The sequence below is a fragment of the Paenibacillus sp. EKM301P genome (assembly GCF_011800295.1).
GTDB classification, from domain to species: Bacteria; Bacillota; Bacilli; order Paenibacillales; family Paenibacillaceae; genus Paenibacillus; species Paenibacillus polymyxa.
Window position 1 is genome coordinate 534,586 of the sequence record NZ_JAALFM010000001.1, and the last position, 26,427, is coordinate 561,012.

Annotated in this window: 11 protein-coding genes (1 of these 11 only partly in view); 1 reads left to right on the forward strand and 10 read right to left on the reverse strand. The window is 46.6% G+C overall.

Annotation, left to right across the window (positions count from 1 at the left end; genetic code table 11):
* From HFD99_RS02470 to HFD99_RS02515, 10 genes are all read right to left on the reverse strand, one after another.
* On the reverse strand, nt 1-7,256 hold the 5' portion of the coding sequence (locus HFD99_RS02470; RefSeq protein ID WP_167440796.1) for an SDR family NAD(P)-dependent oxidoreductase. Its footprint begins 12,484 nt before the window's first position; only the first 7,256 of its 19,740 coding nucleotides appear in the window; the start codon lies at nt 7,254-7,256; its stop codon lies off the left edge, out of view.
* Complete coding sequence (locus tag HFD99_RS02475; protein WP_123797381.1) at nt 7,240-18,369, reverse strand: non-ribosomal peptide synthetase; 11,130 nt, start codon at nt 18,367-18,369, stop codon at nt 7,240-7,242. Before HFD99_RS02475 ends, HFD99_RS02470 begins: the two co-directional genes overlap by 17 nt.
* Before the next feature lie 232 nt (nt 18,370-18,601).
* A complete protein-coding gene (locus tag HFD99_RS02480) occupies nt 18,602-19,351 on the reverse strand; it encodes a polyketide synthase (RefSeq protein WP_031461756.1) in 750 nt (249 codons plus the stop codon).
* Nucleotides 19,352-19,397: 46 nt separating this feature from the next.
* Nucleotides 19,398-20,159, reverse strand: a complete 762-nt coding sequence (locus HFD99_RS02485; RefSeq protein WP_019687993.1) for an enoyl-CoA hydratase/isomerase — start codon at nt 20,157-20,159, stop codon at nt 19,398-19,400.
* Nucleotides 20,156-21,418 carry a hydroxymethylglutaryl-CoA synthase family protein gene (locus HFD99_RS02490; protein WP_016821483.1) on the reverse strand — a complete coding sequence of 421 codons (1,263 nt, stop codon included), beginning with the start codon at nt 21,416-21,418 and terminating at the stop codon, nt 20,156-20,158. Before HFD99_RS02490 ends, HFD99_RS02485 begins: the two co-directional genes overlap by 4 nt.
* A 15-nt stretch (nt 21,419-21,433) precedes the next feature.
* Nucleotides 21,434-22,681 (reverse strand): beta-ketoacyl synthase N-terminal-like domain-containing protein, encoded by a 1,248-nt coding sequence (locus HFD99_RS02495; protein ID WP_019687994.1) that lies wholly within the window; start codon nt 22,679-22,681, stop codon nt 21,434-21,436.
* A complete protein-coding gene (locus tag HFD99_RS02500) occupies nt 22,659-22,898 on the reverse strand; it encodes an acyl carrier protein (protein ID WP_016821485.1) in 240 nt (79 codons plus the stop codon). Before HFD99_RS02500 ends, HFD99_RS02495 begins: the two co-directional genes overlap by 23 nt.
* A gap of 25 nt (nt 22,899-22,923) precedes the next feature.
* Nucleotides 22,924-23,679 (reverse strand): 4'-phosphopantetheinyl transferase family protein, encoded by a 756-nt coding sequence (locus HFD99_RS02505; RefSeq protein ID WP_225164909.1) that lies wholly within the window; start codon nt 23,677-23,679, stop codon nt 22,924-22,926.
* Nucleotides 23,680-23,792: 113 nt separating this feature from the next.
* Nucleotides 23,793-24,314, reverse strand: coding sequence for an antiterminator LoaP (loaP, locus tag HFD99_RS02510; protein ID WP_016821487.1), 522 nt, complete (start codon nt 24,312-24,314; stop codon nt 23,793-23,795).
* 327 nt (nt 24,315-24,641) lie between these two features.
* Nucleotides 24,642-25,277 (reverse strand): MBL fold metallo-hydrolase, encoded by a 636-nt coding sequence (locus HFD99_RS02515; protein WP_019687996.1) that lies wholly within the window; start codon nt 25,275-25,277, stop codon nt 24,642-24,644.
* Between the two features lie 464 nt (nt 25,278-25,741).
* Here HFD99_RS02515 and HFD99_RS02520 point away from each other — a divergent pair, with 464 nt between their 5' ends.
* Entirely contained in the window at nt 25,742-26,302 is a 561-nt protein-coding gene (locus tag HFD99_RS02520; protein ID WP_019687997.1) for a carbohydrate binding domain-containing protein, read from the forward strand.
* Nucleotides 26,303-26,427: the final 125 nt, after the last annotated feature.

Sequence of the window (26,427 nt, forward strand, 5' to 3'; positions counted from 1 at the left end):
GTTAAAATAATCGGTGCTGTCTGCTGATTGGCAGACTTGCTAAGCTGCGGCTGACTGTCTGACAAATTCCGTAAAGAAATCCCGCTTGGTTTTTCAGAACTACTCGAAAAACTGGATGGCATTAAAGCTTCAGGAGGAGCAGACTGCATTACTTGAGACTGAACAAGAACTGCTTTTTCCTGAGATTCCATTGGAATTTTTTCTACAGATGGGATCGTAATATCTGTGACCCAATACCGCTCCTTTGCAAAAGGATAGGCTGGCAGGCTCATTCGCTGCGGCTTGGCATCTCCGTAAAGCATGCTCCAGTCCATCGCCAGTCCCTTCACCCACAGATCCACTATCTTCGCGTATTTCCGTTTCCCGATCCAGGCAGCGATTGTTTTCCCCATGTCTTCATCTTCTACCAGTGCGGATAGCGCATCTTTGTTTCGCTTGACCTGTCCTCGATACAGCTCGGAGATCCCCGTCTGGTCTTTCATGAATCCTTCCAGCTTTTCCACCAGCGCTGGCATCGATTCGGCAATGACTGCCAGGCGTTCTTCCATCGCTTCGCGCCCAACCTGAAGCGTGTAGGCTGCATCCGCCAGATTGCTTTCTGTGACCTCTCCTTTCTCGATCACGGACAGCAATCTCTCGACCTGCTGCTTCAGCCGTTCCTCATTTTTGGCTGACAATACGATAATCACAGGATTGTGAGCTGTCACACAGATTGGCGCCTGTTCTTCCGGAACGTACTCTTCGATGATGACATGAGCATTGGCGCCTCCTGCTCCAAACGATGAAATCCCCGCCATTCTCGGGTATTCCCGTGTCTCTCCATCGAGCTCAACCACTGGCCGCTTCCATTCCGCCAGCTCCTGCTGGACGACAAACGGCGTCTGCTCAAAAGGAATGTTCGGATTCAGTTCCTGGGCATGCAGACTGGGAACCAGTGTCCGGTTTTTCATCTGCAGGACAATTTTCCCAATCCCTGCGATGCCCGCTGCCGCCTCCAAATGTCCGATGTTGGACTTCACAGAGCCCACGGCGCAAAATCCCTTGTCTGCCGTGTCCTTTCTGAAGGCCTGGGTCAAACCGGTCACTTCAATGGGATCTCCCATTTCTGTGCCAGTTCCGTGAGCTTCGATATAGCTGATGGTCCGGGCATGTACCCCGGCTCGTTCCAGAGCCGACCGGATTAGCTCCCCTTGAGCAATCGGGTTAGGCACGGTATACCCGTTGGTCTTGCCTCCATGGTTGATGCTCGTTCCCCGGATGACCGCATGGATCGGGTCCCCATCTGCTATCGCCTTCGACAACGGCTTCAATAGCACAACCCCCACACCTTCTCCTGGGACAAAGCCGTTGCCTCCCTTTCCGAAGCTCTTGCACTGTCCGTCTACGGACAGCATCTGATTCGCACAAAGTCCGACATAACTCAGCGGATGCAGATACAGGTTCACTCCTCCTGCCATGGCCAACTCGCATTCTCCGCGGTACAGATGCTCACACGCTTCATGAATCGCGGTCAATGAGGATGAACACATCGTATCCACTGGCATGCTCGGCCCCTGCAAATTAAACAGGTACGAAATCCGGTTGGCTACTGAGCTAAAGGAAGTGTGAGGGAATATTTGCGCTCCCTTCCTCCACAGATCAAGACCATATAAATCAAATCCTGTTTTGGTAATTCCCGCAAACACACCTACACGGCTGTTATGTCGTACCGCAAGCTGTTCTCTGGTGTAGCCCGCGTCCTCCATCGCTTCCCAGCAGGCTTCAATAAACAGCCGTTCCTGAGGATCCATGCTAAGGGCTTCCCGCGGTGCAATATTGAAAAACAATGGGTCGAATTCAGCAAATCCCTCGATAAAGCCACCCCACTTGCTATAGCTTTTGCCATGTGAAGCCGCTTCCTCTTTATCAGGATGGAAGAATCCTTCTAGTTTCCAGCGTTCCTGCGGGATTTCGCTGACACAATCCTTCCCTGCCTTGAGATTTTCCCAATATTCATTCATATCCCTCGAACCTGGATACTTTCCTGCCATACCAATGATGGCGATCGGCTCTCGTGTTTCCTCTGCGACAGACTCCGCACAACTTCGAACAGGCTTCACATAGCTACGGCTGGACTTCGTTGCCACCGTCTCCGCAATCGTTTGCTCCGCAACTGGCGTGCTTTCTTCTTCAGCGTACCGGGCTGTCGCAGCCGTTTCCTCTACCCGTTCCTTGTCCGTGCTCATTCCAACCCACTGCATGCACTCCGGTGCGTATTCCGACACCAAATATTCCGCCAAGGCACGCAAGGTCTGATACTCATAAAACAGCGTCTTGGATAGCTCGCCAAAGGATTCTGCCAGCTTGGCATTGAGCTGGGTAATCATAATCGAATCAATCCCATAACGCTCTAGCGGTTCTTGGGCTTCAATGCTACCGACGCTCAGACGGGTCACCTCTCCCAATAGCGCCTTGAGATGATACAAGGTTTTATCGTACAGTAAACCCGCATCCAGCTTCGGCGCAGATGCCTGTATCGCACGGATACCGGCCTGCGAGACGGCTTTCGCCAGATAGGCCTCGATTTTCTCAGGCTCTCCTTCCAAGACCATCACCTGATCCTTGCTTGAGGTCAGGCATTGGTACAACGCCTGAATGCCCGACTCGGTCTGTAGAGGCGTAATGCCCATATTTTGTCTCATGAGCTTTTCCGTGTCCGCGTCAATCCTCATTCCGCCTTCTTTCCACAGCGGCCAGCGGATGGATAGCGTCCGGCCCCGCCGTTGCTGGGCTTCCACCAGGGTATTCCGGTATGCTGCGTACGCATCCATAAAGGCGTTGGCGGTGGCATAATCGGCCTGTCCCGGATTGCCCATACTGCCCGAGATGGAGGAAAAGAGCACAAAGAAGTCCAAATCCTGACCGCTGCTCACCTCATCTAGATGAACCAGCCCTTTAACCTTCGGACCCAGCACCTCGATAAATTCTTCCCTGCTTTTCTTGAGAATGAAGTTATCGTGAATGACCCCAGCGCAGTGAATAATCCCGTGAACACACCCGAATTCTTCCTGAATGCTTTCCAACAAGCTGGTAACCGTGTTCCTGTCGGTGATATCCCCCTGCTTGTACACTACTCTGGCTCCTGAGGACTCCAGCTCCTTCAGCCGGGTTTGTCTGTTGCCGTCCAGTGGCGAGCGGCCTGTCAGGATTAAGGTTGCTGCTCGGGTGCGCCGAACCAGTTCTTCGGCAACAAGCAGCCCCAGGCCGCCAGAGCCGCCGGTAATGAGATACACGCCACCGTCTCTCCATGGCAGCTTCTCTTCTGGCCGAGACGACTCGAACCTGCTCCAGCAAGCGGTTTTGCGTTGACCACCCTCATAGCGAATCCATCCATCCACCGGACTGCGGCTGTTTTCCTCCAGCTTCGCCAGTAGGCTTTCCGCAGATTCTCCCTGTTCCACTTCGATCAATTGGCCGATGAGTTTTGGATTTTCCAGTCGGGCAGTCTTCAGCAGACCCGAAAGTCCTGAAAAGAGCCGCCCTTCTCCAGCCGCCGTCACGACAAGCTGAACCAGCACCCTTCCGGCAGGCTTGTCTTTGAGCAGGCCTTGGATGCTCTCAAAGGCCTGAACTGCATAGGCCTGAAACCGCTCATCCACACGGCTCTTCCCAGATGAGAAAGCCAAGATCTGCGCTGCTCCGTTCACTCGCGCTTCGAGCCGTTCAGGTAAAGCCTTGTCCGGCTCACACAGCAAGATGATACGGCGGTCGTAGGTAGGTGCTTCCACCTCTGGCGATACGTCCTGCTCCTTCCAAACTGGCTCTAGCAACAGGGTATGACTAGCTGTAGCCACAGGTTTTGCCTCTGCTCTGGAAATCGTTGATTTGGTTTCACTTTCTATACTTATGCTTTTAGCCATTTGGGTTTCATTCCCAGGCGCCCAATACCGCTCTTTTGCAAAAGGATAAGTCGGTAGTGGGATTCTGCAATACGGTTCATTTGAAAACAAACGCTCAAAGTCTAACGGATATCCCTGAACATATAAATCCGCAATCGTAGTTAAAAGCTCCAAATACTCGCGGGCTTCACCTGCATTTTGACAGTTTTGAATACATTCATTTCCATATCTCTTCAATGACGTTTGAATGCGTTGGTCTTTTTCGTGTAGTTCAGAATAATAAACTTGAGAAGAATTGCCTTTTTCCAGCCACCTTTTAAGGGACATGACAAGCTCACCTTGATTGCGGGCAACACATGCAAGCCGATGATTGCAGTGCTTTCTCCCAAGCAATAATGTATAACTCATGTTACCGCAGTCTGCCTCAGGCTCCTGTTCGCAATAGGCAATCAGTTGCTCCACCTGACGGCGTAATTGTTGTGAAGTCCGGGCGGACAGCGGAATGAAATAAGCCGGCTTTTCGCAATGTCTTCGTTTCGTATGTGGAGCCTCTCCGATGACCAGGTGGGCATTAGTACCACTGGCACCAAAGGAGCTGACCGCAGCACAGCGTCTGGCTTCAGGCTCAATCAGCCAATTCTGCAACTGCGTATTGACATAAAAAGGACTGTCCGCAAACTGAATATTAGAATTGCCTGATTGGAAATGAAGTGAAGGCGGAATCTGCTCATGCTTTAATGACAATAACAGCTTAATTACTCCTGTGATTCCTGCCGCAATTTGCGTATGACCGATATTCGTTTTAATGGACCCGATCGCGCAAAATCCCTTCTTGTCCGTATACTTTCTAAATGTTCGCGTCAATGCCTGATATTCAATTGGATCTCCTAGCTTGGTACCAGTGCCATGTGCTTCCACCAATTGGATTTGCTCTGGATGGATATGAAAAGTATCGTACACATATTGCTCCAGTCGCTCCTGAGACTTCTGGCTTGGTGCAGTAAGTCCATTCGTGGTACCGTCCTGATTGATTCCTGAGCCTAAAATTACCCCATAGATGTGGTCACCATCGGCAACTGCTTCCTCAAGCCGTTTGAGTACAACAGCGCCAACAGCCTCTCCTGGAACCATTCCGTCCGCCCTGTCATCAAAGGTATAACAGTGCCCTGTGTGAGACAGCATTCCTGCTCTGTCACCGTATAAATAGCAACGAGGGGTTGTATGAATATACACCCCGCCAGCTAAAGCCATATCCGTTTCTCCAGACCATAAGCTTTGGCAAGCAAGATGGGTGGCAACTAGCGAACTCGAACAAGCTGTATCTACAGCTATTGCCGGTCCGTGAAGATTCAAGTAGTAGGAAATTCTGGCGGGAATCACGGAGCCCATATGGCCCCACAGTGCTTGCGGAGGCAGGTCTTCACCCAGCAATCGCTGGTAATCGCCTTCGGCACAGCCTACATAAACTCCGCACCGACGCCCATCCATCCCTGTACCCGCATAACCTGCATCCTCTAGAGCATGCCATGCTTCCTCGAGAAACAACCGCTGCTGCGGATCCATGTAAGTTGCTTCCAGTCCGGAAATATTGAAAAAAAGCGGATCGAACTTATCAACATCCTCCAAAAAGCTTCCATAATTGCAGTAACTCGCATTTTTTTCCTGGTATTTCGAAAGATCCCACCGAGTTACCTCTTTTACTAAATCGTCGCCATTCTTAAGGTGATTCCAAAGCTCATCTACATTGTCAGACCCGGCAAACCGCCCGCTCATTCCAATAATCGCAATCGGCTCTCTTTGCGCCAATCTTTTTCCTGTATTCTCCTGTTTAGGTCTTTCTGGCTCAATCGATGCACTTGCCGTTTGAACCGGATTAAACATATATTCCTTTTCCTTAGGCGCTTGGGTTTCACGGCTTGTATCTTTCCCATCCTCTATTGGATCAGCATTGTGTCCCAAAACTGGTAAAACGATGTCGCCGAATTGGCCTAAAATGTATAACGTCAGTTGTTTGACCGAACTGTAATCAAAGATGTCTGTAGTCTGCAAATGAATGCCCAGCCCCTGATTAACATCCTGTACAAAGTTGACGCCAAGAATAGAGTCCAGGCCATAATCTGCAAATGACTCATGGACATCAATCATAGAAAAGTCCACATTCAAGGCCTCTGCTAACTTCTCTACAATAAGCTCCCTGACATGCTCTTCAGCCATCTCATTGGATACATCAGCAGCTGATTGAATCCCTGTGTCACGCTGTTTCAATGGAGGCTTGCCAGGTTCAAGCTTCTGTTGATCCCGAAGTATACCATCGCTTTCAGCCACAATAATTTGCTGGCCTACTTCATGCGCTTCCTGAGCGGGGAAGAAGACCGACCGGAACCCCTCGCTTTCCAATACCTCCTGCCAACGTTCAGGGTATAAACCGGGAGAGCCTGGAATACGCAGCTCGGGGTCATTATAAAGCCACCATCCCTCCAACAGGCCAAAGGTCAGGTGGTTTAACAGCGAGTTTCCACTGATTTCATTGATAAGAATCAGGCCGTTTTTTCGCAGCGCTGCTTTGACATTGCCTAATGTCTGCCGAATGTTCCTCGTGGCGTGCAGGACATTGGTGGCAATTGCAATATCATATCCGCCCGTTTCGATGTCTTGTCCCACAGCCGACTCTTCCACATTAAAAATTTTATAAGTCAGGTAAGGATTTTGCGGGCCGTACTCTTTTTGCGCATGCAATAAAAATGCTCTTGATTTATCGGTATAGCAGTATTCACGAATATGCTCCTGATAAGGTCGAAGCTTCCGGAAGAGCATAGCGCTGGTTCCTCCAGTGCCTGCACCAATTTCAATAATTCGAATCGACCCTGACGGGTCATGCTTAAGCCGTTCATTCAAGTAGGAAACTACAATATCCCCCAGCACTTCATTAAAGTAATCTGCTGCAGGACTATTTTTATATATACCTTCTACCAGCTTCATAGAGGACTGAGGAAAAACAATGTCAGTGGCAGGTATGTTTCCGGTCAAAATTTCCGGTAGCTTGCGCAATGTTGATTCTACGAGTACAACCCAGGCCGAGAGATCCGGATTTTTCAGCCATTCCCCTTTCTTCAATTCCCATTCCTTCCATACAGCCTGCAGATCAACCAAAGCTGTATCCGTTACGCTATAAGAGTCTCCTTTACGGTAAAAATAATGATTCCGCGCCAATACCTCTATGCTTTCTTCAAGCCAGCGATCGTATAAATTCAGCAATGCTGTTTTGGTTTTAAAATCATTAATCATAGCTTTCTTGTCCATATGTGCATAGGGGCATAATCCCATCAACTGCAAATAACCCCATAGCAATTTGCATAAGACATCATTCATTTCCTTCATCTGTAAGCCTCCTCATCCGATTAGTCCCTCGCGTCGTCCCATCCTGTTTCGAGTAAGCTTGGTTGTCGACCATAGTCGAAGGAATTCTTTCGTATTCAGCCGCTAGATAAGAAATATCTGGCATCTTCTTCATTTTGACACTGGTGGAAATATGGCTCTGAATATTCTGGATATACGAAGGAATAGCTTCGGAATTTGGATCTTCGCTTTCTTTTCTATACTTTTGCGAAATATTTGCCGCTGTCTCAGGTGTTCTTTGATCAACAAATATATCTGTTGACTGTACAGATTTGGTAGATTCAATGGAAGCCTGCTTGGTTTTAATATCCGTGATCCAATACCGCTCCTTTGCAAAAGGATAGGCTGGCAAGCTTATTCTCTGCGGCTTGGCATCTCCATAAAGCATGCTCCAGTCCATCGCCAGTCCCTTTACCCACAGATCCACTATCTTCGCGTATTTCCGTTTCCCGATCCAGGCAGCGATCGTTTTTTCCATATCTTCATCTTCTAACAGTGCGGACAGTGCCTCTTTGTTTCGCTTGACCTGTCCTCGATACAGCTCGGAAATCCCGTCGTGGCCTTCCAAGAATCTTTGCAGCTTTTCCACCAGTTTCGGTAGCGATTCAGCAATGACCGCTAGGCGTTCTTCCATCGCTTCACGTCCTACCTGGAGCGTGTAGGCTGCATCGGCCAGATTGCCCTCTGTGACCTCTCCTTTCTCGATCACGGACAGCAATCTCTCGACCTGCTGCTTCAGCCGTTCCTCATTTTTGGCCGACAATACGATAATCACAGGATGGTGAGCTGTTACACGAATGGGCATCTTCTCTTCCGGAACGTACTCTTTGATGATGACATGAGCATTGGCGCCTCCTGCTCCAAACGATGAAATCCCTGCCATTCTCGGGTATTCCCGTGTCTCTCCATCGAGCTCAACCACCGGCCGCTTCCATTCCTCCAGCTCCTGCTGGACAACAAACGGCGTCTGCTCAAAAGGAATGTTCGGATTCAGTTCCTGGGCATGCAGACTGGGAACCAGCGTCCGGTTTTTCATCTGCAGGACAATTTTCCCAATCCCTGCGATGCCCGCTGCCGCCTCCAAATGTCCGATGTTGGACTTCACAGAGCCCACGGCGCAAAATCCCTTGTCTGCCGTGTCCTTTCTGAAGGCCTGGGTCAAACCGGTCACTTCAATGGGATCTCCCAATTCTGTGCCAGTTCCGTGAGCTTCGATATAGCTGATGGTCCGGGCATGTACCCCGGCTCGTTCCAAAGCCGACCGGATTAGCTCCCCTTGAGCAGTCGGGTTAGGCACGGTATACCCGTTGGTCTTGCCTCCATGGTTGATGCTCGTTCCCCGGATGACCGCATGGATCGGGTCCCCATCTGCTATCGCCTTTGACAACGGCTTCAATAGCACGACCCCCACACCTTCTCCTGGGACAAAGCCGTTGCCTCCCTTTCCGAAGCTCTTGCACTGTCCGTCTACGGACAGCATCTGATTCGCACAAAGTCCGACATAGCTCAGCGGATGCAGATACAGGTTCACTCCTCCTGCCATAGCCAGCTCGCATTCTCCGCGGTACAGATGCTCACACGCTTCATGAATCGCAGTCAACGAGGACGAACACATCGTATCCACCGGCATGCTCGGCCCTTGCAAATTAAACAGGTACGAAATCCGGTTGGCTACCGAGCTAAAGGATATTTGGGGAAATATTTTGGCCCCCATCTTCCATAATTCCGGCCCATAAAGCTCGTAGCCCGTTTTGGTAATTCCCGCAAACACACCTACACGGCTGTTATGTCGTACCGCAAGCTGTTCTCTGGTGTAGCCTGCGTCCTCCATCGCTTCCCAGCAAGCTTCAATAAACAGCCTTTCCTGAGGATCCATGCTGAGGGCTTCTCGCGGTGCAATATTGAAAAACAATGGGTCGAATTCCGCAAAGCCTTCGATAAAGCCGCCCCACTTGCTGTAGCTTTTGCCATCAGCTACCGCTTCCTGTTTGTCAGGCTGGAAGAATCCTTCCAGTTTCCAGCGTTCCTGCGGGATTTCGCTGACACAATCCTTTCCTGCCTTGAGATTTTCCCAATATTCGTTCATGTCCCTCGAACCTGGATACTTTCCTGCCATGCCAATGATGGCGATCGGTTCTCGTGTTTCCTCTGCGCCAAGCTCCGCGTAGCTTCGAATCGGCTCCACGTAGCTTCTGGACTTCGCTGTCGCCTCCTCCGCTATCGTCTGCCTCGCAATTTGCGTGCTTTCTTCTTCAGCGTACCGGGTTGTCGCAGCCGTTTCCTCTACCCGTTCCTTGTCCATGCTCATTCCAACCCACTGCATGCATTCCGGTGTGTATTCCGACACCAAATATTCCGCCAAGGCACGCAAGGTCTGGTACTCATAAAATAGCGTCTTGGATAGCTCGCCAAAAGACTCTGCCAGCTTGGCATTGAGTTGGGTAATCATAATCGAATCAATCCCATAACGCTCTAGCGGTTCTTGGGCTTCAATGCTACCGACGCTCAGCCGGGTCACCTCTCCCAATAGCTCCTTGAGATGATACAAGGTTTTATCGTACAGTAAACCCGCATCCAGCTTCGATCCAGCTGCCTCTACCGCACAGATGCCGGCCTGCGAGACGGCTTTCGCCAGATAGGCCTCGATTTTCTCTGGCTCTCCTTCCATGACCATCACCTGATCCTTGCTTGAGGTCAGGCATTGGTACAACGCCTGAATGCCCGACTCGGTCTGTAGGGGCGTAATGCCCATGTTCTGTCTCATGAGTTTTTCTGTGTCCGGATCAATCCGCATCCCGCCCTCTTTCCACAGCGGCCAGCGGATGGATAGCGTCCGGCCCCGCCGTTGCTGGGCTTCCACCAGGGTATTCCGGTATGCTGTGTACGCATCCATAAAGGCGTTGGCGGTGGCATAATCGGCCTGTCCCAGATTTCCCATACTGCCCGAGATGGAGGAAAAGAGCACGAAGAAGTCCAGATCCTGACCGCTGCTCGCCTCATCTAGATGAACCAGCCCTTGGACCTTCGGTCCCAGCACCTCGATAAATTCTTCCCTGCTTTTCTTGAGAATGAAGTTATCGTGAATGATCCCAGCGCAGTGGATAATCCCGTGAACACGCCCGAATTCTTCCTGAATGCTTTCCAGCAAGCTGGTAACCGTGTTCCTGTCAGTGATATCCCCCTGCTTATACACCACTCTGGCTCCTGAGGACTCCAGTTCCTTCAGCCGAGTTTGTCTGTTGCCGTCCAGTGTCGACCGCCCTGTCAGGATTAAGGTCGCTGCTCGGGTGCGCCGAACCAGTTCTTCGGCAACAAGCAGCCCCAGGCCGCCAGAGCCGCCGGTGATGAGATACACGCCCCCATCTCTCCATGGCAGCTCCTCATCTGACCGAGATGGCTCCAACCTGTTCCAGCAAGCGGTTTTGCGTTGACCACCCTCATAGCGAATCCATCCATCCAACGGACTGCGGCTGTTTTCTTCCAATTTCGCCAGCAGGCTTTCCGCAGATTCTCCCTGTTCCACTTCGATCAATTGCCCGATGAATTTTGGATTTTCCAGCCGGGCGGTCTTCAGCAGACCCGAAAGCCCTGAAAAGAGCTGTCCTTCTCCAGCCGCCGTCACGACAAGCTGAACCAGCACCCTTCCGGCAGGCTTGTCTTTGAGTAGGCTTTGGATGCTCTCAAAGGCCTGAACGGCATAGGTCTGAAACCGCTCATCCACCCGGCTCTTCCCAGATGAGAAGGCCAAGACCTGTGCCGCTCCGTTCACTCGCGCTTCAAGCCGTTCAGGTAAAGCCTCGTCCGGCTCACACAGTAAGATGATACGGCGGTCGTAGGCAGGGGCTTCGACCTCTGGAGGTACGTCCTGCTCCTTCCAGACTGGCTCAAACATCAGAGTTTGGCTGGCTGCAGTCGCAGGTGCTTCCGCCACTGCTCTGACCCTTGCTGCTCCAGCCTCAACCTCAGGAGCCCAGCAGCGTTGCTGAGCAAAAGGATACGTAGGCAGACTGATTCTTTTCGGTCGCATATCGTAATACAGCAATTTCCAATCGATATAGAAGCCTTTGGCCCATAGCTCTGCCAGCTTGTTCATTTCACGATTTGAGATCCATTTGCTCACTAATTCCTTGAACACTTCTTCCTGTTCAAACCATTGCATTGAATCTTGCTGGTTATTTTCTCCCCTCCAGCAATTCTCGATATGTTCTTGTCCATTCGCGAACGAATCCAATTTTTGCACCAGCTCGCTCGTATTCTTGACGATAAACGCTACCCGACATTTCATTGCCATTCGTCCTGTTTGAAGCGTAAAAGATACATCCGACAAATTGATTTCTTGAGAAGCTGTCAAGAAAGCCGAGAGGTCCCCAGCATATGCCTTAAGGCGCTGATCATTTTTGGCAGACAAAGGAACAAGATACTTAGCAGCATCGTTCACCAAACTGGATTTAGAACGTTCGGGTTCATCATTAGCTACAAATTGTTCGAAAATGGCATGAGCATTCGTTCCGCCTATGCCAAAAGAGCTCAGCGCCGCTCGATGGGGAGCCGACGCTTGTTCCCATTTCCGCAGTTTATCAACAACATAAAAAGGCGATTCAGACAAATGGATATCGGTATTGGGTGTATCATAATTAAGCGTAGGAGGAATCTCATTATGGTATAAGCTTAAAGCGACTTTAATACACCCCGCCAAACCTGCTGCAGTGTCCAAATGTCCGATATTGGTTTTGACCGATCCAATACCACAAAACTGTTTTTTGGCTGTATACTGCCTGAATGTATCATTCAGGGCAGCAAATTCAACCGGATCGCCCAATTTGGTTCCGGTTCCATGTGTCTCAATATAACTGATCGTTTCGGGATGAATTCCGGTTGATTCGATCGTCTTCTGAATAACTTCAGACTGACCCTTAACACTTGGAGCATAAAACCCTAGTTTGTCAGTCCCATCGTTGTTCACGCTAACCCCTCGTAAAATCGTATAAATATGGTCACCGTCTCTAATGGCATCCAGCGTTTTTTTCAGTAGAACAACTCCAACCCCTTCTCCGCCAATCATTCCGTCTGCCGAATCGTCAAAAGCTCTAATATGGCCATCACTAGAAAAGTTCAAGCCAGGCTGATACACATAACCTAAGCTGTTGAAAGGAAAGATTGTTGACGCTCCAACCAAGGCGTATTTTGCTTCACCAGACAACAGGCTTTGCGAAGCTAGACGAAGTCCGACTAACGAAGAAGAACAGTTGGAATGCACAAATAAGCTGGGACCTTTAAATCCTAATTTATGAGAGATCATAGTAGGAATGGTCCCGCCTTGTGCCAAAATCCAGGTTACATATTCATCCGCATTCCTCAGGACATTAGGTGATTGCGATGCCAAATTAGGAATAAAGGCTTGATAAAAGCTGCTGCTCGCCGACATATACACGCTGGTTTCAGGAATCTCTTTGGAAACATAGCCAGCATCTTCAACGGCCTTCCATGCATGCTGTAGCAGCAATTTCATCTGAGGATCCATAAATTCTGCATTTTTCTGGGACAAATTAAAAAACTCAGGGTCGAAATACTCTTTTCCCTCAATCGTGCATTGTCCGGGCACATAGTTTGGATGCTCGACAATCTCTCTCTCCAGCCCTAACTGGGCTAGTTCTTCCTCAGAAAAGTACCGGACACTTTCCACCCCTGCCCTCAAATTGCTCCAAAACTCAATGTGGTTTTTTGCACCCGGGAAATGGGACGAAATTCCTATAATTGCGATACTATCCTCATAATAATCAGGGTAGGATGGTTTATGTTCATCTTCCTCCGAGTCTAATCCCTGTGAAATGGTATTTTTAGCAGTATCTGTTTGTTCTGTTGCAGAAGCTGGTGCCTCGCCTTTTACTTTCGTAATATAGGCACTAAGTTCCCTAACCGTTGGATACTTGAACAATGCTGTCACCGAAATATCACATTCCAGCTTGTCCTTGATCCTTCTAATCATCTCTGCGGCTGAAAAAGAATTTCCGCCCACGTCGAAAAAAGCATCATCCGTACTTAGATGATCGATATCCAGAAGCTTTTTCCATATTGTTAAAACTTGTTGTTCAACATCCGATTGCGGCAAATGGATTTTTCTTGTTGCTGTCGCCAGCTCGACCCTACGACCCATTAATTCCTTCCGATCTATTTTGCCATTCGGGGTCAATGGCAGCTTGTCCAGTTCGATAAAGAATGCTGGAATCATATAATAAGGCAAGAATGCTTTTAAATAATTTCGTACTTCTTTCGGATCAAGTGAGGATTCCCCGAACTGAGAGTTGTTGCGTAAATAGTAGGCGACAAGCTGCTTATCCCCTCCTTGTTCCTTGGCGATCACGACACATTCATCAATTCCCGGATATGTTCTGACCTGACCTTCAACTTCACTTAGCTCAATTCGAAACCCGCGGATTTTCACTTGATAATCCATCCGACCCAAATATTCAATGGAACCGTCAGAAAGCCACTTGCATAAATCTCCGGTTCTATAGAGCTTAGTTCCGGGCTTGAATGGGTTGTCAATAAACTTTTCATCCGTAAGCACCGGCTGATTCAGATAGCCTCTGGCCAAGCCATTGCCCGAAATGAAAAGCTCACCCGGAAATCCGATAGGTACAGGTCTAAGAAGCTGATCCAAAATATAAATCTGGGTGTTGGCAATAGGCTTACCGATCGAAATCGGCTTGTCGGCGGTAATCGTTTGAATTGTAGACCAAATCGTCGTCTCAGTCGGACCGAACATATTCCATGCGTCACCGTTGTTATGCACAAAATAAGATTTCAATGTTTCCGAAAGTGCTTCTCCGCCACAGAGCATTTTCATATTTTCTTCGTTCTTCCAGCCAGCTTGAAAAAGCATGGTCCAAGTCACAGGTGTTGCCTGCATCATTGTCGGTTTTATTTTTTGAATCTCCTGCTTGAGTCTTTCGGCATCCTTAGCTTTTTCAGAACTGCAAACATAGCATTGAGCGCCTTTAATCAAAGGTAGATATAACTCCAGTCCCGCGATGTCAAAGCAATACGTTGTCACTGCAAGCAGTTTATCCTGCTCTGTTATGCCTGGCTTTTCTCCCATGGAAAGAAGAAAGTTGGTCAACGCTTTGTGTGGGATCATGACCCCTTTGGGTTTCCCTGTACTTCCAGAGGTATATATCACATATGCCAAATGGCTAGGCTGCACTTCCCGTTTGAGTGTCTTTCTCCCCTTTATACTACTTGTAAGAAGATCCCAATCGTTATCAAGAACAATGCAGTTCACATGACTCCCTGCCAGCCGAGATACTTTTTCCAACAATCCCGATTGCGTAATGACAAGGGATGCATTGGAATCCTGCAGCATATACTCCAATCGATCCTCGGGATAGTCCGGATCAAGCGGCACATAGGCTCCTCCCGCCAGAAGGATTCCCAACAGCCCAATGACCATTTCTAAAGACCGTTCCATGCAAATTCCTACCAGCGTATCAGGGGTAACGCCCTGATTTTGCAAATATAGAGCGAGCAATGTGCTCTTTTCTTTTAATTCCCGATAGGTAAGCGATTGTTCTTCATACACGACTGCAATAGCGTCAGGCGTTTTCCTTGCCTGTTTTATGAATAATTCAGGGAAGCATTTATCTGGATAACTTATTTCGGTCGCATTCCAGTCATAAAGGACGCTGTTCTTTTCCTCTTGCAAAAGTAATGAATAGTCCTGCAGGGCAGCTGTAGGATTGCTCATAAGTGCTTCCGCTAATCCGATGTAACGCTCAGCCATCTGTACGATGGTTGATTCATCGAACAAACCGGAACGGTATTTGATATTTAATGTCAGCTCTTCTTCCTGCTCCAGCAGCTCCAATACCAGCTCATATTCACCTTCCTGGTGAATTTCCTCTACCAACTCAACGGTAAAGCTATCGCTATACGGCGCACAAAGCTGCTGCAAGCTTGAAGTTTGCAGAAAATTTTGGTAAGAAAAAACTGCCTGAAAAACAGGCGAGCTCGCCTGCAAACGTGGCACATTTAATGCTCGAACCAGAGCCGGAAAAGGATAAGGAGCATGATCCATCCCATTGACTACGGTGATTTGCAATTTTTTCATAAAATCCAGGAATGTCTCTGTTTCCGACACTTGGCTGCGTATTGGAAGCATATTGACAAAATATCCGATTAATTGATCAAAACGCTCCTCTGGTCGTACCATAACTGGCATTCCAACGATGATGTCTTCCTGTTTCGAATACTGGTTAAGCAATATCACATACATACCTAACAAGACGGTAGACAAGCTCATATATTGCGTACGGGCGAAAGATTTTACCCGATTGACCCAATCAACTGGAAGCCGCTTGGTGTATGTTTGTCCTTCCATGCTCGGAGTCAGAAAACCTGAGCGGTTATATGGAAGCTCTAGAGTCGGTAAAGCATCCGACAGTTGTTGCTTCCAATAGGAAAAATGCTTTTCCCCTTCTGCACTCGCCAGCATCGTTTGTTCCCATTCCACAAAATCGTTATAGCTCGCGGCAGGTGGTAAAACGACTGGTCTCTTTCCTTGTCCCAAGTCCTTATATGCATCTAAAAAGCTTTGAATAAAAAGGATGAAAGAACTACCATCAAAAATAATATGATGGATGACCACCAGTATGAAATGTTCTTGTTCGGACCTGGACATCAGATAAACACGCATCAAAGGGTCCTGTTCCAGCGCGAATGGCTGCTTTGCCTTGCTCCGAATAAAGGGAATGATTTCATCCGCTTTCAAGCTTGAAATATCCTCTATCTGCATATTGAACGGCTGAGCAGACTCCAGCTTTTGATAAGGTGTCCCATTATCCTCTTCAATCACACTTTTTAGAATAGGATATTGCTCTAAAACGGTGTGGAAAGCCTGTTTAACGTTCTCTATCTCAACTTTCGTATTAAATCGGAGACATATTGGTACATTGTAAGCATTTATTTCAGGATACATTTTATGTAATAGCCACAACCCTTTTTGAACTTCAGAAAGTGGATTCTGTTGCAAACCATGCAGGATTGTTTCGGTCTTGATCTCTACAACCGGTTTATCTTTTTCAATCTTTTTGGCTAAATAAGCCGATAGTAGTTGAATCGTTGGGTACTCTAGAATTTCTCTTGCATTAACCTTGATCGGATAAGATTTTTCAATGCCGCGTATGAGCTTCATGATAAGAATGGAATCGATGCCATAACCGTGAATATTTTTATTCAAATCCATTGCCTCGGACTCCAAATTCAGTTCCCGTTGCAAAAATTGCACCATATATTCCTGAATCTTCAGCTGTATCAACGAAACAGCGTCTACAGTAGCATCCGTTTCTCCAATACCCGAATACGCTGTTGAGAGTGCACTCCGATATTGATAAAGTGCCCTAAGCTCTTGTTTGATGTAAGCATTACGGCAAACCTTTCTTTGGATTTTCCCGCTCCCCGTTTTGGGAATACTACCTTTTGGCAGCAAATATATATCATAAATCTCAAGTTGATGTGTCCCAGATACGGCATTTAACATCTTTTCGACCAGTCGTTTATATTCCTGCTTATGAAGGGACGTTTCAATCTCTTGTACGACGATTACCTTTTCCTGGCCTTTGACTTCAGAGGCAAATACAGCGATAGGCAAGGTCAACTCCGGCATATTCTTTTGGATGGTCCATTCAATATCGACAGCATGATGATTTTTGCCGTGAATGATAATGACTTCCTTCTCTCTGCCGATGACATAAATATGATTGTCTGCAATAAAGCCAAGGTCACCTGTACGGAAAAAACCGCCTTCTCGTGTACTGGAAAGTACCGCCTCAAAAGTGCTGTCCGTTTCTTGCTTCCTATTTAAATAACCCTCTGCCATCCGATCGGATTTAATCCAAATCTCGCCGATTTCCTCTGGCAGGCATAGCATATGACTTTCAGGATGAACAATCCGTATTTCTGTCGGAGCTTCGATCTCCCCGCAACTGACAACGGACTTCGATGGGTTCTTCTCATCTGTGTATTGGACTCTTCTTTGCTCCAAGCTAGGAATATCCAAATTAAGAAATCTCATCGACTGGCCCGGTTTTACACTGGTAACAGGACACAGCTCAGATAAGCCAAGAAGAGGACAAAATATATCTTCTTTAAGCCCCAATGCCCGGAAATGATGGACAAAATTTTCGTAACTTTCCTTCCGAATGGGCTCACCTGCACATATAATAGCTTGAAGATGGTGCAAAGAATATTCCTGTAGTAAAGCTACGTCCAAGGTGGAGCAGCAGTAATCGAATGCAAAGTTTGGCGCAGCCGTATGGGTAGCCTGATACTTGTCAATCATCTGAATCCAGTGCTCCGGATTTTTAGCAAAGCTTTCTGGCGGGAGAATAATGCTTGAGGCGCCATTCAATAGCGGTACCAAAATATTGTTTTGCAGTCCAAAAGCATGGAATTGCGGCATCCAGGAAACGATACGGCTATTTTGGTCAATTCTCCATTGCTCAGCCTTAACCTGATTCATCAAACATCTATGGCTGAGAATTACACCTTTAGGCAGTGATGTAGAGCCTGATGTGTACAGCAAAAGGGCCATATCTTCAGGTGCTGGCATTCTCATCTTTATATCTTCGTGGGCGGCGCTCTCTTGAAGAATCTCATCAATATTTAGGATACGAAACGTTCTATACTCCGGTTGTGTTTGGAGAAAAGCTTTGAAGGCAGTATTTGTTATGATACATACAGCCCCGGAATCCGTTTGAATAGGCTTTATTTTCTCAAGCATTTTTTCATCTGGCTCTGCTGCTGTAATGGGTGTAGGGATGGCTACGATGTTTGCATAAAAACATGCCAGCATGCTGCTGATATATCCCAGACCCTGAGGAAATACAAGGAGCGCTCTTTCCTGCGCAGCCAGTTCTTTCATTAGAATGTTGCCCAAAGTTTGCACTTGCAGCAAAAGCGTGGTCCCCGTAAGAACGTGAGGATGCTCTCCTTCATTCTCAAAAGTAAACAACTCTGTTTCAGGAAATTGCCGGCAAGTTTCCATAAAAGAAAGGATCGGGATATTAAAGTCTGATCTTTGATCATGTTTACGTGTCATTCATCCACCAACTCCTCAAACACAAAATTTAAATACAACATGAGCCAAATGCTTATCACGATGTCTATTTTGAGCTACTGTTTCACGCTTGAAGCGTTGCCTAACGAAAGTAGCAAAGAAAAAACGAGTGATGAGAAAGGCTATGCGCCCCTTTCACACTCGTTTCCAGATTCCCATGAAAAACCGTAAAAGCGTCCAACAAATATAAATAAATAAGGATGTGAAAAAGTTATTATTTTCCAAACAGGTTGATGATTCGTTCTTTAACCTCGGCTTGGTGAAAGGTCTTCTCATGCATAATCAGCTCTTGTTCTACGATTTTGGGAAGCTGAGCACGGAGTGAAGCAACCAGATGATCCTTTAATGTGATTAATGAAAATCTGGGTTTCTCGGCCAGCTGTCTAGCAAGATCCAATCCATAGCTCATCACTTCTTTGCGAGGCAAAACTGGAAACGGCACTCCTCGCTTCTCCAGTTCTGCGCCTCGGTAATTCCCCCCATTTAACAATAATTCTTCTCCCAGGCTGAACCCGAGTTTTTGGGGAAGAATGAACGTCGCACCCATTCCTGGTGTAAATCCGTATCTCATAAAATTAGTCGTGTACATACTTTCCTTACTCAGGATTACGAAATCAGAAAATAGCCCCATGACAAAGCCCCCACCAACCGCATGGCCCTGCATAGCAGCTATCACTGGAACTTTGCAGTTCAATGCTAGAGAGTAAATATTTTCATCAGTAAACTTTGATGTTCCTTCATGTATAGCCAATAGTCCTTCTTGCGTTCCACCCGTGGCGAAGTAGTTGTCATACCCTGTTATAATTACGACTTTGCAGGTCGAGTCATCCTGGATCGTACGGAACGCTTCTCTAAGTCCATGAGTCATTTCAAGTGTAAATGTATTTTTATGAACTCTATCTTGCATTGTTACTTGGATAATCCCTCGCTCGATCTCAAGTAACTCAACCACAGATTGTGACATGATGATCTACTTCCCCCTCAGCATCCCGTCTTGTGGCAAACGCCCATCAGTCCATCCACGGAAATTGACCTGTTTCGACATATCGGAAAATGCCCTTCAGATTTTGAGCGTCTGAAAACACCTCTTGATTGGACGCCAGCGCCAGTGATTTATACTGACGCAAATCGCTGAGTTCGTCCATAAAGCGTTTGTAGCGTAAAATACCCGTTTTGGACAATCGTCTGAGGCGTAATAAATGCTTGCGCAGCACCGTATCACTCTGGGCATCATATGCATCGACTAATCCCCATGTAAGAGCCTGCTCAACCATAATCGGCTGTGTCATTAATGTCAAATAATTCGCTTTTTGGAATCCAATTCTGCGTACTAAAAAGGGCAGAACACAAGCAGGGAAAAGCCCAAATAACAATTCCGACAGACTGAACTGTGCTGTCTGATCTGCTATCACAATGTCGCTGGCAGCAATAAATCCAATGCCGCCAGCGTTTGCCTTTCCTCGCACATGAGAAATCGTGATATAGGGCCCTGTCGCCAGTTTTAACCACAGATCATATAGAGGTTCTGGATTCTGTGCATGCTCATGTTCATTTGCCATTTTTTCGTACATTCCTTGAAAATCCGCTCCAAGACAAAACACCTCCGGCAGGCCTTCCAAAACAACGATCGTAACCGACTCCTCACACAGTGCAAGCGCATGCATGCATTCCTCAATGAGGGTGTTATTAATCGTGTTATTTGCCTCTGGTCGGTAAAACCGTAAGTAACAAATCGATTCTTGAAACCGAACCTGAATTGTTTGATAATTCATGATTCCCACCGATATTTGCGGTGGAATTCATAGATTTCCTCCAGATATAATCGCTGTCTCCCTTTCCCGGAATCGATCACTCCAGGAACCAATTGAAAATCAAGTTTGGTGTTGCGGGTTCCAAAACGTACAGCGCCACTGCCTTTCAGCAAGGATTCATATTCATCCATGGATAATTGATACCGATCATTCAAATTACGCTCGATCTCAAAACGACGCAGATATTCCTGGCTTTGCGGCATCACTACCCCGCTATAAAATTCCGAGCAGCAGCCTGATCCATAGGAAAAGCAACCAATCCGCTTCGGAGAATCAAATGTGCCCTTATCAATCGTGCCTGCCAAGGACAGGTACAAGGTCGCACCCATAATATTGCCGACTCGTTGGCAATACTCCAATCCTGGCTTGACACGTTGTACATAATCCGCCTCAATCTCATTGGGCTTGGCCTGAGTAATCCTTCGCATCATCGTGCGATGAGCTCCTTTTACCATTCCACCGAATGGAGTATGGAAGGAAAGATACTGGAAGGTATCTTTATAGTCCACTCCTTGTACCCGTTTCTGGTATTCCAAAAATGCTTGCTCGCAGCAGTCCAGATAGGACATTAAAGACAAGTCCGCATCTCCGGCCTCGCTATCTGGTATCGGCCGGCAAGTATCCATCACCTCATAGCCATAATATCCATTAGCGCCCGCATCGACTTGGAATATATGAGGATTTTCACTAATGAGCATGGCCACAGCCCCTGCCCCTCCGCTTGGTTCAGCGTAAGACCAATCCTCACTCAAAACATCCCCGCCTTCAGCGGCAATAAATCGTGAGATATCACTGGCAATAACAAGCGCTTTGGCCCCTGGCGAGACTTGGGATAAAATAAAATTCACCGCCATTTGGAGTCCGGCAGTACCTGAATAGCAGGCTTGCTTGAGTTCAAATAGCCTGCAATTCCGATTCAGTCCCAAATAGTGGTGAATATATGTACTGATTGATTTTCCAAAATCAATTCCTGATTCTGTACAGGTGATGAGCATTTCGATGCGGTTTTTTTCCGCTTCAGAGAGGGCGTCCACCAGCGGTTTTGCCGCATTGACTCCAAAGGTAACCGGATCTTCATAGGGCAGGGCAACAGCCTTTTCTTTCATTAATAAATTTTCAAATCTCGCAGGGTCCAACTGTCTGTGCTGCGCTAATTGCATGACATCTAGATAGGCTGAGCCCCCAAAAACATTCATTGCTTCTATTCCTACCAATACCATAATGCTCCCCCTTTCTTAAATGCCCGACTCATACTTTTGCATACAGATGGCCGTATTGATCCCGCCAAATCCCATGCTCAAATTCATAGTATTGTGAATAACCGCTGGGATGGACTCATTTTTCACCCAGTTGCAATCCACTTTGATCGGCTCCTCCAAATTGCGGGTAGGATGAAGTTTCGACTCTTTCATTTGTAGAAGAGTAGCAATAATTTCAACCGTCCCGGCTGCGCTCAGACCATGCCCGATAATGGATTTGGTTGCATTGATGTAAGCATGTGATAATTGGCAATCCTGTATTGCCTTTATTTCGATCTCGTCCCCAATTACAGAGCCTGTCCCATGGGGATTAATATAATCAATTTTTTCCGGCGACAGTTTCGCTTTCTCTAAGGCCCTTTTAATCACTCGAACCTCGCCCTCATAAGAAGGATTGGGGTTCCGGTTCCGATCCATCCCCATATCCCAGCCTGCAAGCTTTGCATAAGGTTTCCCCTGCCGCTTCATTGCAAAATCCGACCGCTCTATGACGATAACTCCGCAAGATTCCCCGTATATAAATCCATCGTGCATCTTATCAAAGGGGCGACACGCCATTGCTGGTTGGTCGGCATATCGGTCGCTTCCCATGGCTCCCAAAGATCGCAATGCCTGGCATTCCAAATACGAAATATCCATCAACGCCCCCATCGCAATGCACACATCAACCCGATTTGCTTGAATTGCCTCAATCGCTTGAATGATGGCGACTTGTCCGCTCGCGGAAGCCCCGCCGACAGTATACGCTAACCCTTGAATACCGAATTGCTCAGTGCATAATCCGCACAAATCAGTATCCATAAAGGACAGCCCATAGGTCGGAGATACAAAGTGCATTTTTTCCCGATAAGCCTCATAGGTTTGAAATAATTCCCGTTGCTGAAAATTGGAGCCTCCAATCACCAATCCTATGCAGCTAGGGTCCACGTCATCCAATTGAGCATCATCCCAGGCCTCTTGAAGGGTAACCATTGCCACCTGTCCTGAAAATGATGCGGTTCGTAACATTCGTTTGGAAATGGTCTCCGGATAAGACAGAGATGGCAGCTCCGCACCTATAAATGAAGCTTCTCCCTTTCTGCCTGGACGTTGCATAACTCCAAATGCATGTTGCCCTTTGAACAGCGCCGAAGCAAAGGCAGTCTTCCCTTGCCCAATCGACGAAGTAACACCAACTCCCGTAATAACTAACTCAGGCTCTTTATAATTTGGCATAGAGCGCATCTGCCAACTCTCCTACATTTTTAACGCCAGATAACTCAACGCGCGGAATATTAAGAGATAATGCTTCCATAGACTTCATTACAATATCGGCTCGATCTACCGAATCCGCACCCAAATCTACCAAGCGATCGTCATACTGAAACTGGTGATCGTTTAATTCCGGTAGAACTTCACAAATACAACCTTTAACGATTTCGAATACTTCTTCTTTACGCATGTATATCCTCCTAAAATTGGGTTATTTACAAACAGCTTGGATGGAAAATCGGATTAAATTGCTCATACAATTGAGACATATTGATACTCCATTCCGTCTTCCTTGGCGCTGCAATAGTAAAGATGTAGTTACCCAACCGATACGACTGGGCGGCATATTGCGGAAAATGCGAAAATGTACTCCGAAAGCATCCACTATTAAATCTGATCTCGTTAATTTCAAGCACTTGCAATGATGCGGTAAAGCCTGTGCGCAATATTTTCGAAATCGCCTCCTTTACCGTCCAAGAAACCGTCAATAAAACAGAGTATTCCTCTACTCCTCGCACGGCTGCGATTCTTTCCCTTTCTTCCGTCGTCAATTGGCTTTCCATGGTCTTATTTCGGTTAGGACTTATCCTCTCAATATCAATCCCCATAGGATGCGCTTCTGGAAAAACAACAGCGGTCCCGATTTCATCACAGTGGGCAATGCTCACTTGGTAACCAGGGACTCCGGTAGTTCGAAGCAAGGGCTGGCCGAAAACACCTGTCTCCACGCTTATGTTGCGTAGGTTCTGCTCCCTTAACAGCACGGATGCTGCTTGTTTTGCACTTAGCCTGCCAAGCAGAAAGTTGGATTTTCGGCGCTGGAATAGCAGGCTCTCAAAGTAGCTACACTCATCTGAATGAAAAATCTCCGGATCGAGAGCAGCATCGTCACGGCAAACTGCATGTACAAAACTAACAGCCGCCTTCATCACGATATCTTCCCGCTTCAACATGAGCTGTTCCGTATACATGGTCACATGCATATCCCCCTATGAATAGGCAAGCACAAACCAAAAAAACCTTCAAATGCCTTAAGGGCTCTGAAAGCTTCCAAATGGAGAAGATATCCCCACGATTATTCTATTTAAACTTTACTAATAATTTCTAAAGCTACGTTCACTAGTCTGATATCACCCATAAATTCTAGCTGAATAACCGCCTGTCTTTTATGTCTGTCTATCTTCTTAACTATGCTGCTTCTTCCTTTAAGCGGCCCTTCTATGATACGTATATTGTCTCCTTCAATAATTCCAGTTGAGCATTCTATACAATATCTATCATTGCATAAACTCTCTAAAACTTGTCTCTCGCAATCTCGCATAGAAGCTTCTAACTTCGAATATCTCAATAAACGAATGATATCGCTGGAAGTATAAATCATTGAATTTGTACTTGTTACGAACTGCAAGTCAGGTAAGTTGGACTCAATAAACACATAACTGGGGAACAAAGGCGCTAATTCTTTCTTGACTGTTCCTGCTACTTTAAAAAGCCTCTCTTGGAGCGGTATAAATGGTTTGTAAACTTCAGAATCAAACCACTTATTAAAAAGTTGTTTAACCCTTTCTTCCCTACCCGTTCGCACAAAAAGCACGTACCAATTCACTCCGCTCATCTCCTAACAAAACATACTGCCAAAATCAACCCCTATAATGTCTGCTGCCAGTGTATGCATAGCTTCGCCCTTTCACTTATCCTGCTTGATAAGCTACAATCTCTCACGATATGTCCCTCATCAGTGGTTAACGTGACCCGCCAGCGATTAACCGCAAACAAGTTCCTTTATTTTTCATATAATCATATAATTGGAATAGTATATTTCCATTATAATCCTCTGCTCAAACAGTGTCAATTGCCATTTTGGCAACAACCCGGTCTATCTTTAAGGGGATAGAGGCCCCATCACCCTTTAGAACTGCCCCCTTTTACCAACTCATTTAAAATTGAATAAACCTTTTTGGTTGGGGCGCATTCTGAAATTAATAAACGGCTTCATGCTCGTAAATTGAAAATAAATATTTTCATCCATAAGGTGACTGAGTGGGAACCCAGGTGCTTTACCATATGAATGAGCAGGATAAATTTGAATGGAGCTATCAACCTCTCGCTTTATTTTTTGAACGCTATGATATAAGTCTTTCGGATCTCCTCCATTCGGATCACAAAAGCCACAACCTTCAATGAAAATGGTATCCCCCGTAAACAAGTGATTGGATAAAAGATAGCATACACTTCCCACGGTATGTCCTGGGGTCAAAAGACTTCTAATTTCTGTTTCTCCAAGTTTGATAATATCCCCATCTTTAACGGGATGTAAATTATCACATCTAAAATGGTAATAATCGATTTCTTGTATTGACATGAATACGTGCGGTCTATACTTTTCCAGGAGCGGATTTACCAAATTAACATGATCTAAATGTGAATGGGTTAATAGTATGACTCTGAGATTACCATTCAACTGTCGAAGATATGACTCTATTTTCGATAAATCCCATGACGGATCGACAATAGCAATGTCTCCTGTTTTCTTATCCATTACAATATATACATAGTTAATAAAATTCATAAAACAGACTCTTAACTGTTCCATATGGTATGTCAGACTCATATCAGCTTCACTGAACCCACCTTCCCATGGCCAAATCCAAATTTGTGCGTCAAATTCACAGTTCAAATGCGGCTGAATTGATCTACATCACTATGCGTTTGCTATGTTGTAGTCTTTGCTAAGAGTTCCTGAATAACAAGCATTTCTGCGCTTTTCGGGATAATTCTCGTCTCCGATGTCTTTCTGTCAAAAGTTGCTGTACCAATGATTATACCAACTTATGCAATAGAAAGGCTTCGGCCCTCTGTTACAAGATTTTGCTCTATAAAGTCGTAAAACTCTTTCTCGCTGTAATTACGTAACTAAAAAAAATACCGCCATACGGCGGTATTTTTGGTTTCTCTTAATATGAACACTATTATTCACACTTTCATAAACTACTAATACAAAATACATTTTTTACTGAAAGAGAGTTGGCTGAGATGAAACCTAAAAAAACTGGAAAAAGTACAGCTACTGTCCGTAGAGGGATGAATAGATCCCCTATACAATCTCAACCTCACGCATTGAAGAAGAAAAGAATATTGCCTACTCAGGCTGTTGTTAGAAACGGCGGCTTTGAAGATCAGGATTTGACACCTTGGATTGCAAACGTCAGCAACGTGACAGGTCAAATCTTTATTACCAGAACCAACCCGCACAGTGGCAATCAAGCCGTCAGAATCTCAGCTAACCCGGGGCACAGCGTCTCGCTTAGACAAACGATTTCCGATCTGAGAAGAGGAAGAAGATACCGTGTGACCTTCTGGGTACGTAATTTGATCAGTCCTTTCGGTGGTCGGCTTCAAATTAGTTTAGGAGAGCAAACCTACACGATCCAGCTTAACTCGCTACCTTCATCACAATATGAGAGAGTCTCCCGTACCTTCTCAATCTCAGGGAATTCGGGGACAGTCTCTAGAGATTTAGTGTTCCGCGTTACAGCACAGGATACTTTTGCAACCATTCTTTTGGATGATGTATCTATATCCAGATTAAGATAATAAATCATTTGGTAGCAGAATTATCATTACAAAACACAAAACTAAACTGAATTTTATAGCATGTAATTTTTCCAAAATTAAAGCGCCTCTTCCGCATATTAACGGTGAGGCGCTCGTTGGTCCTG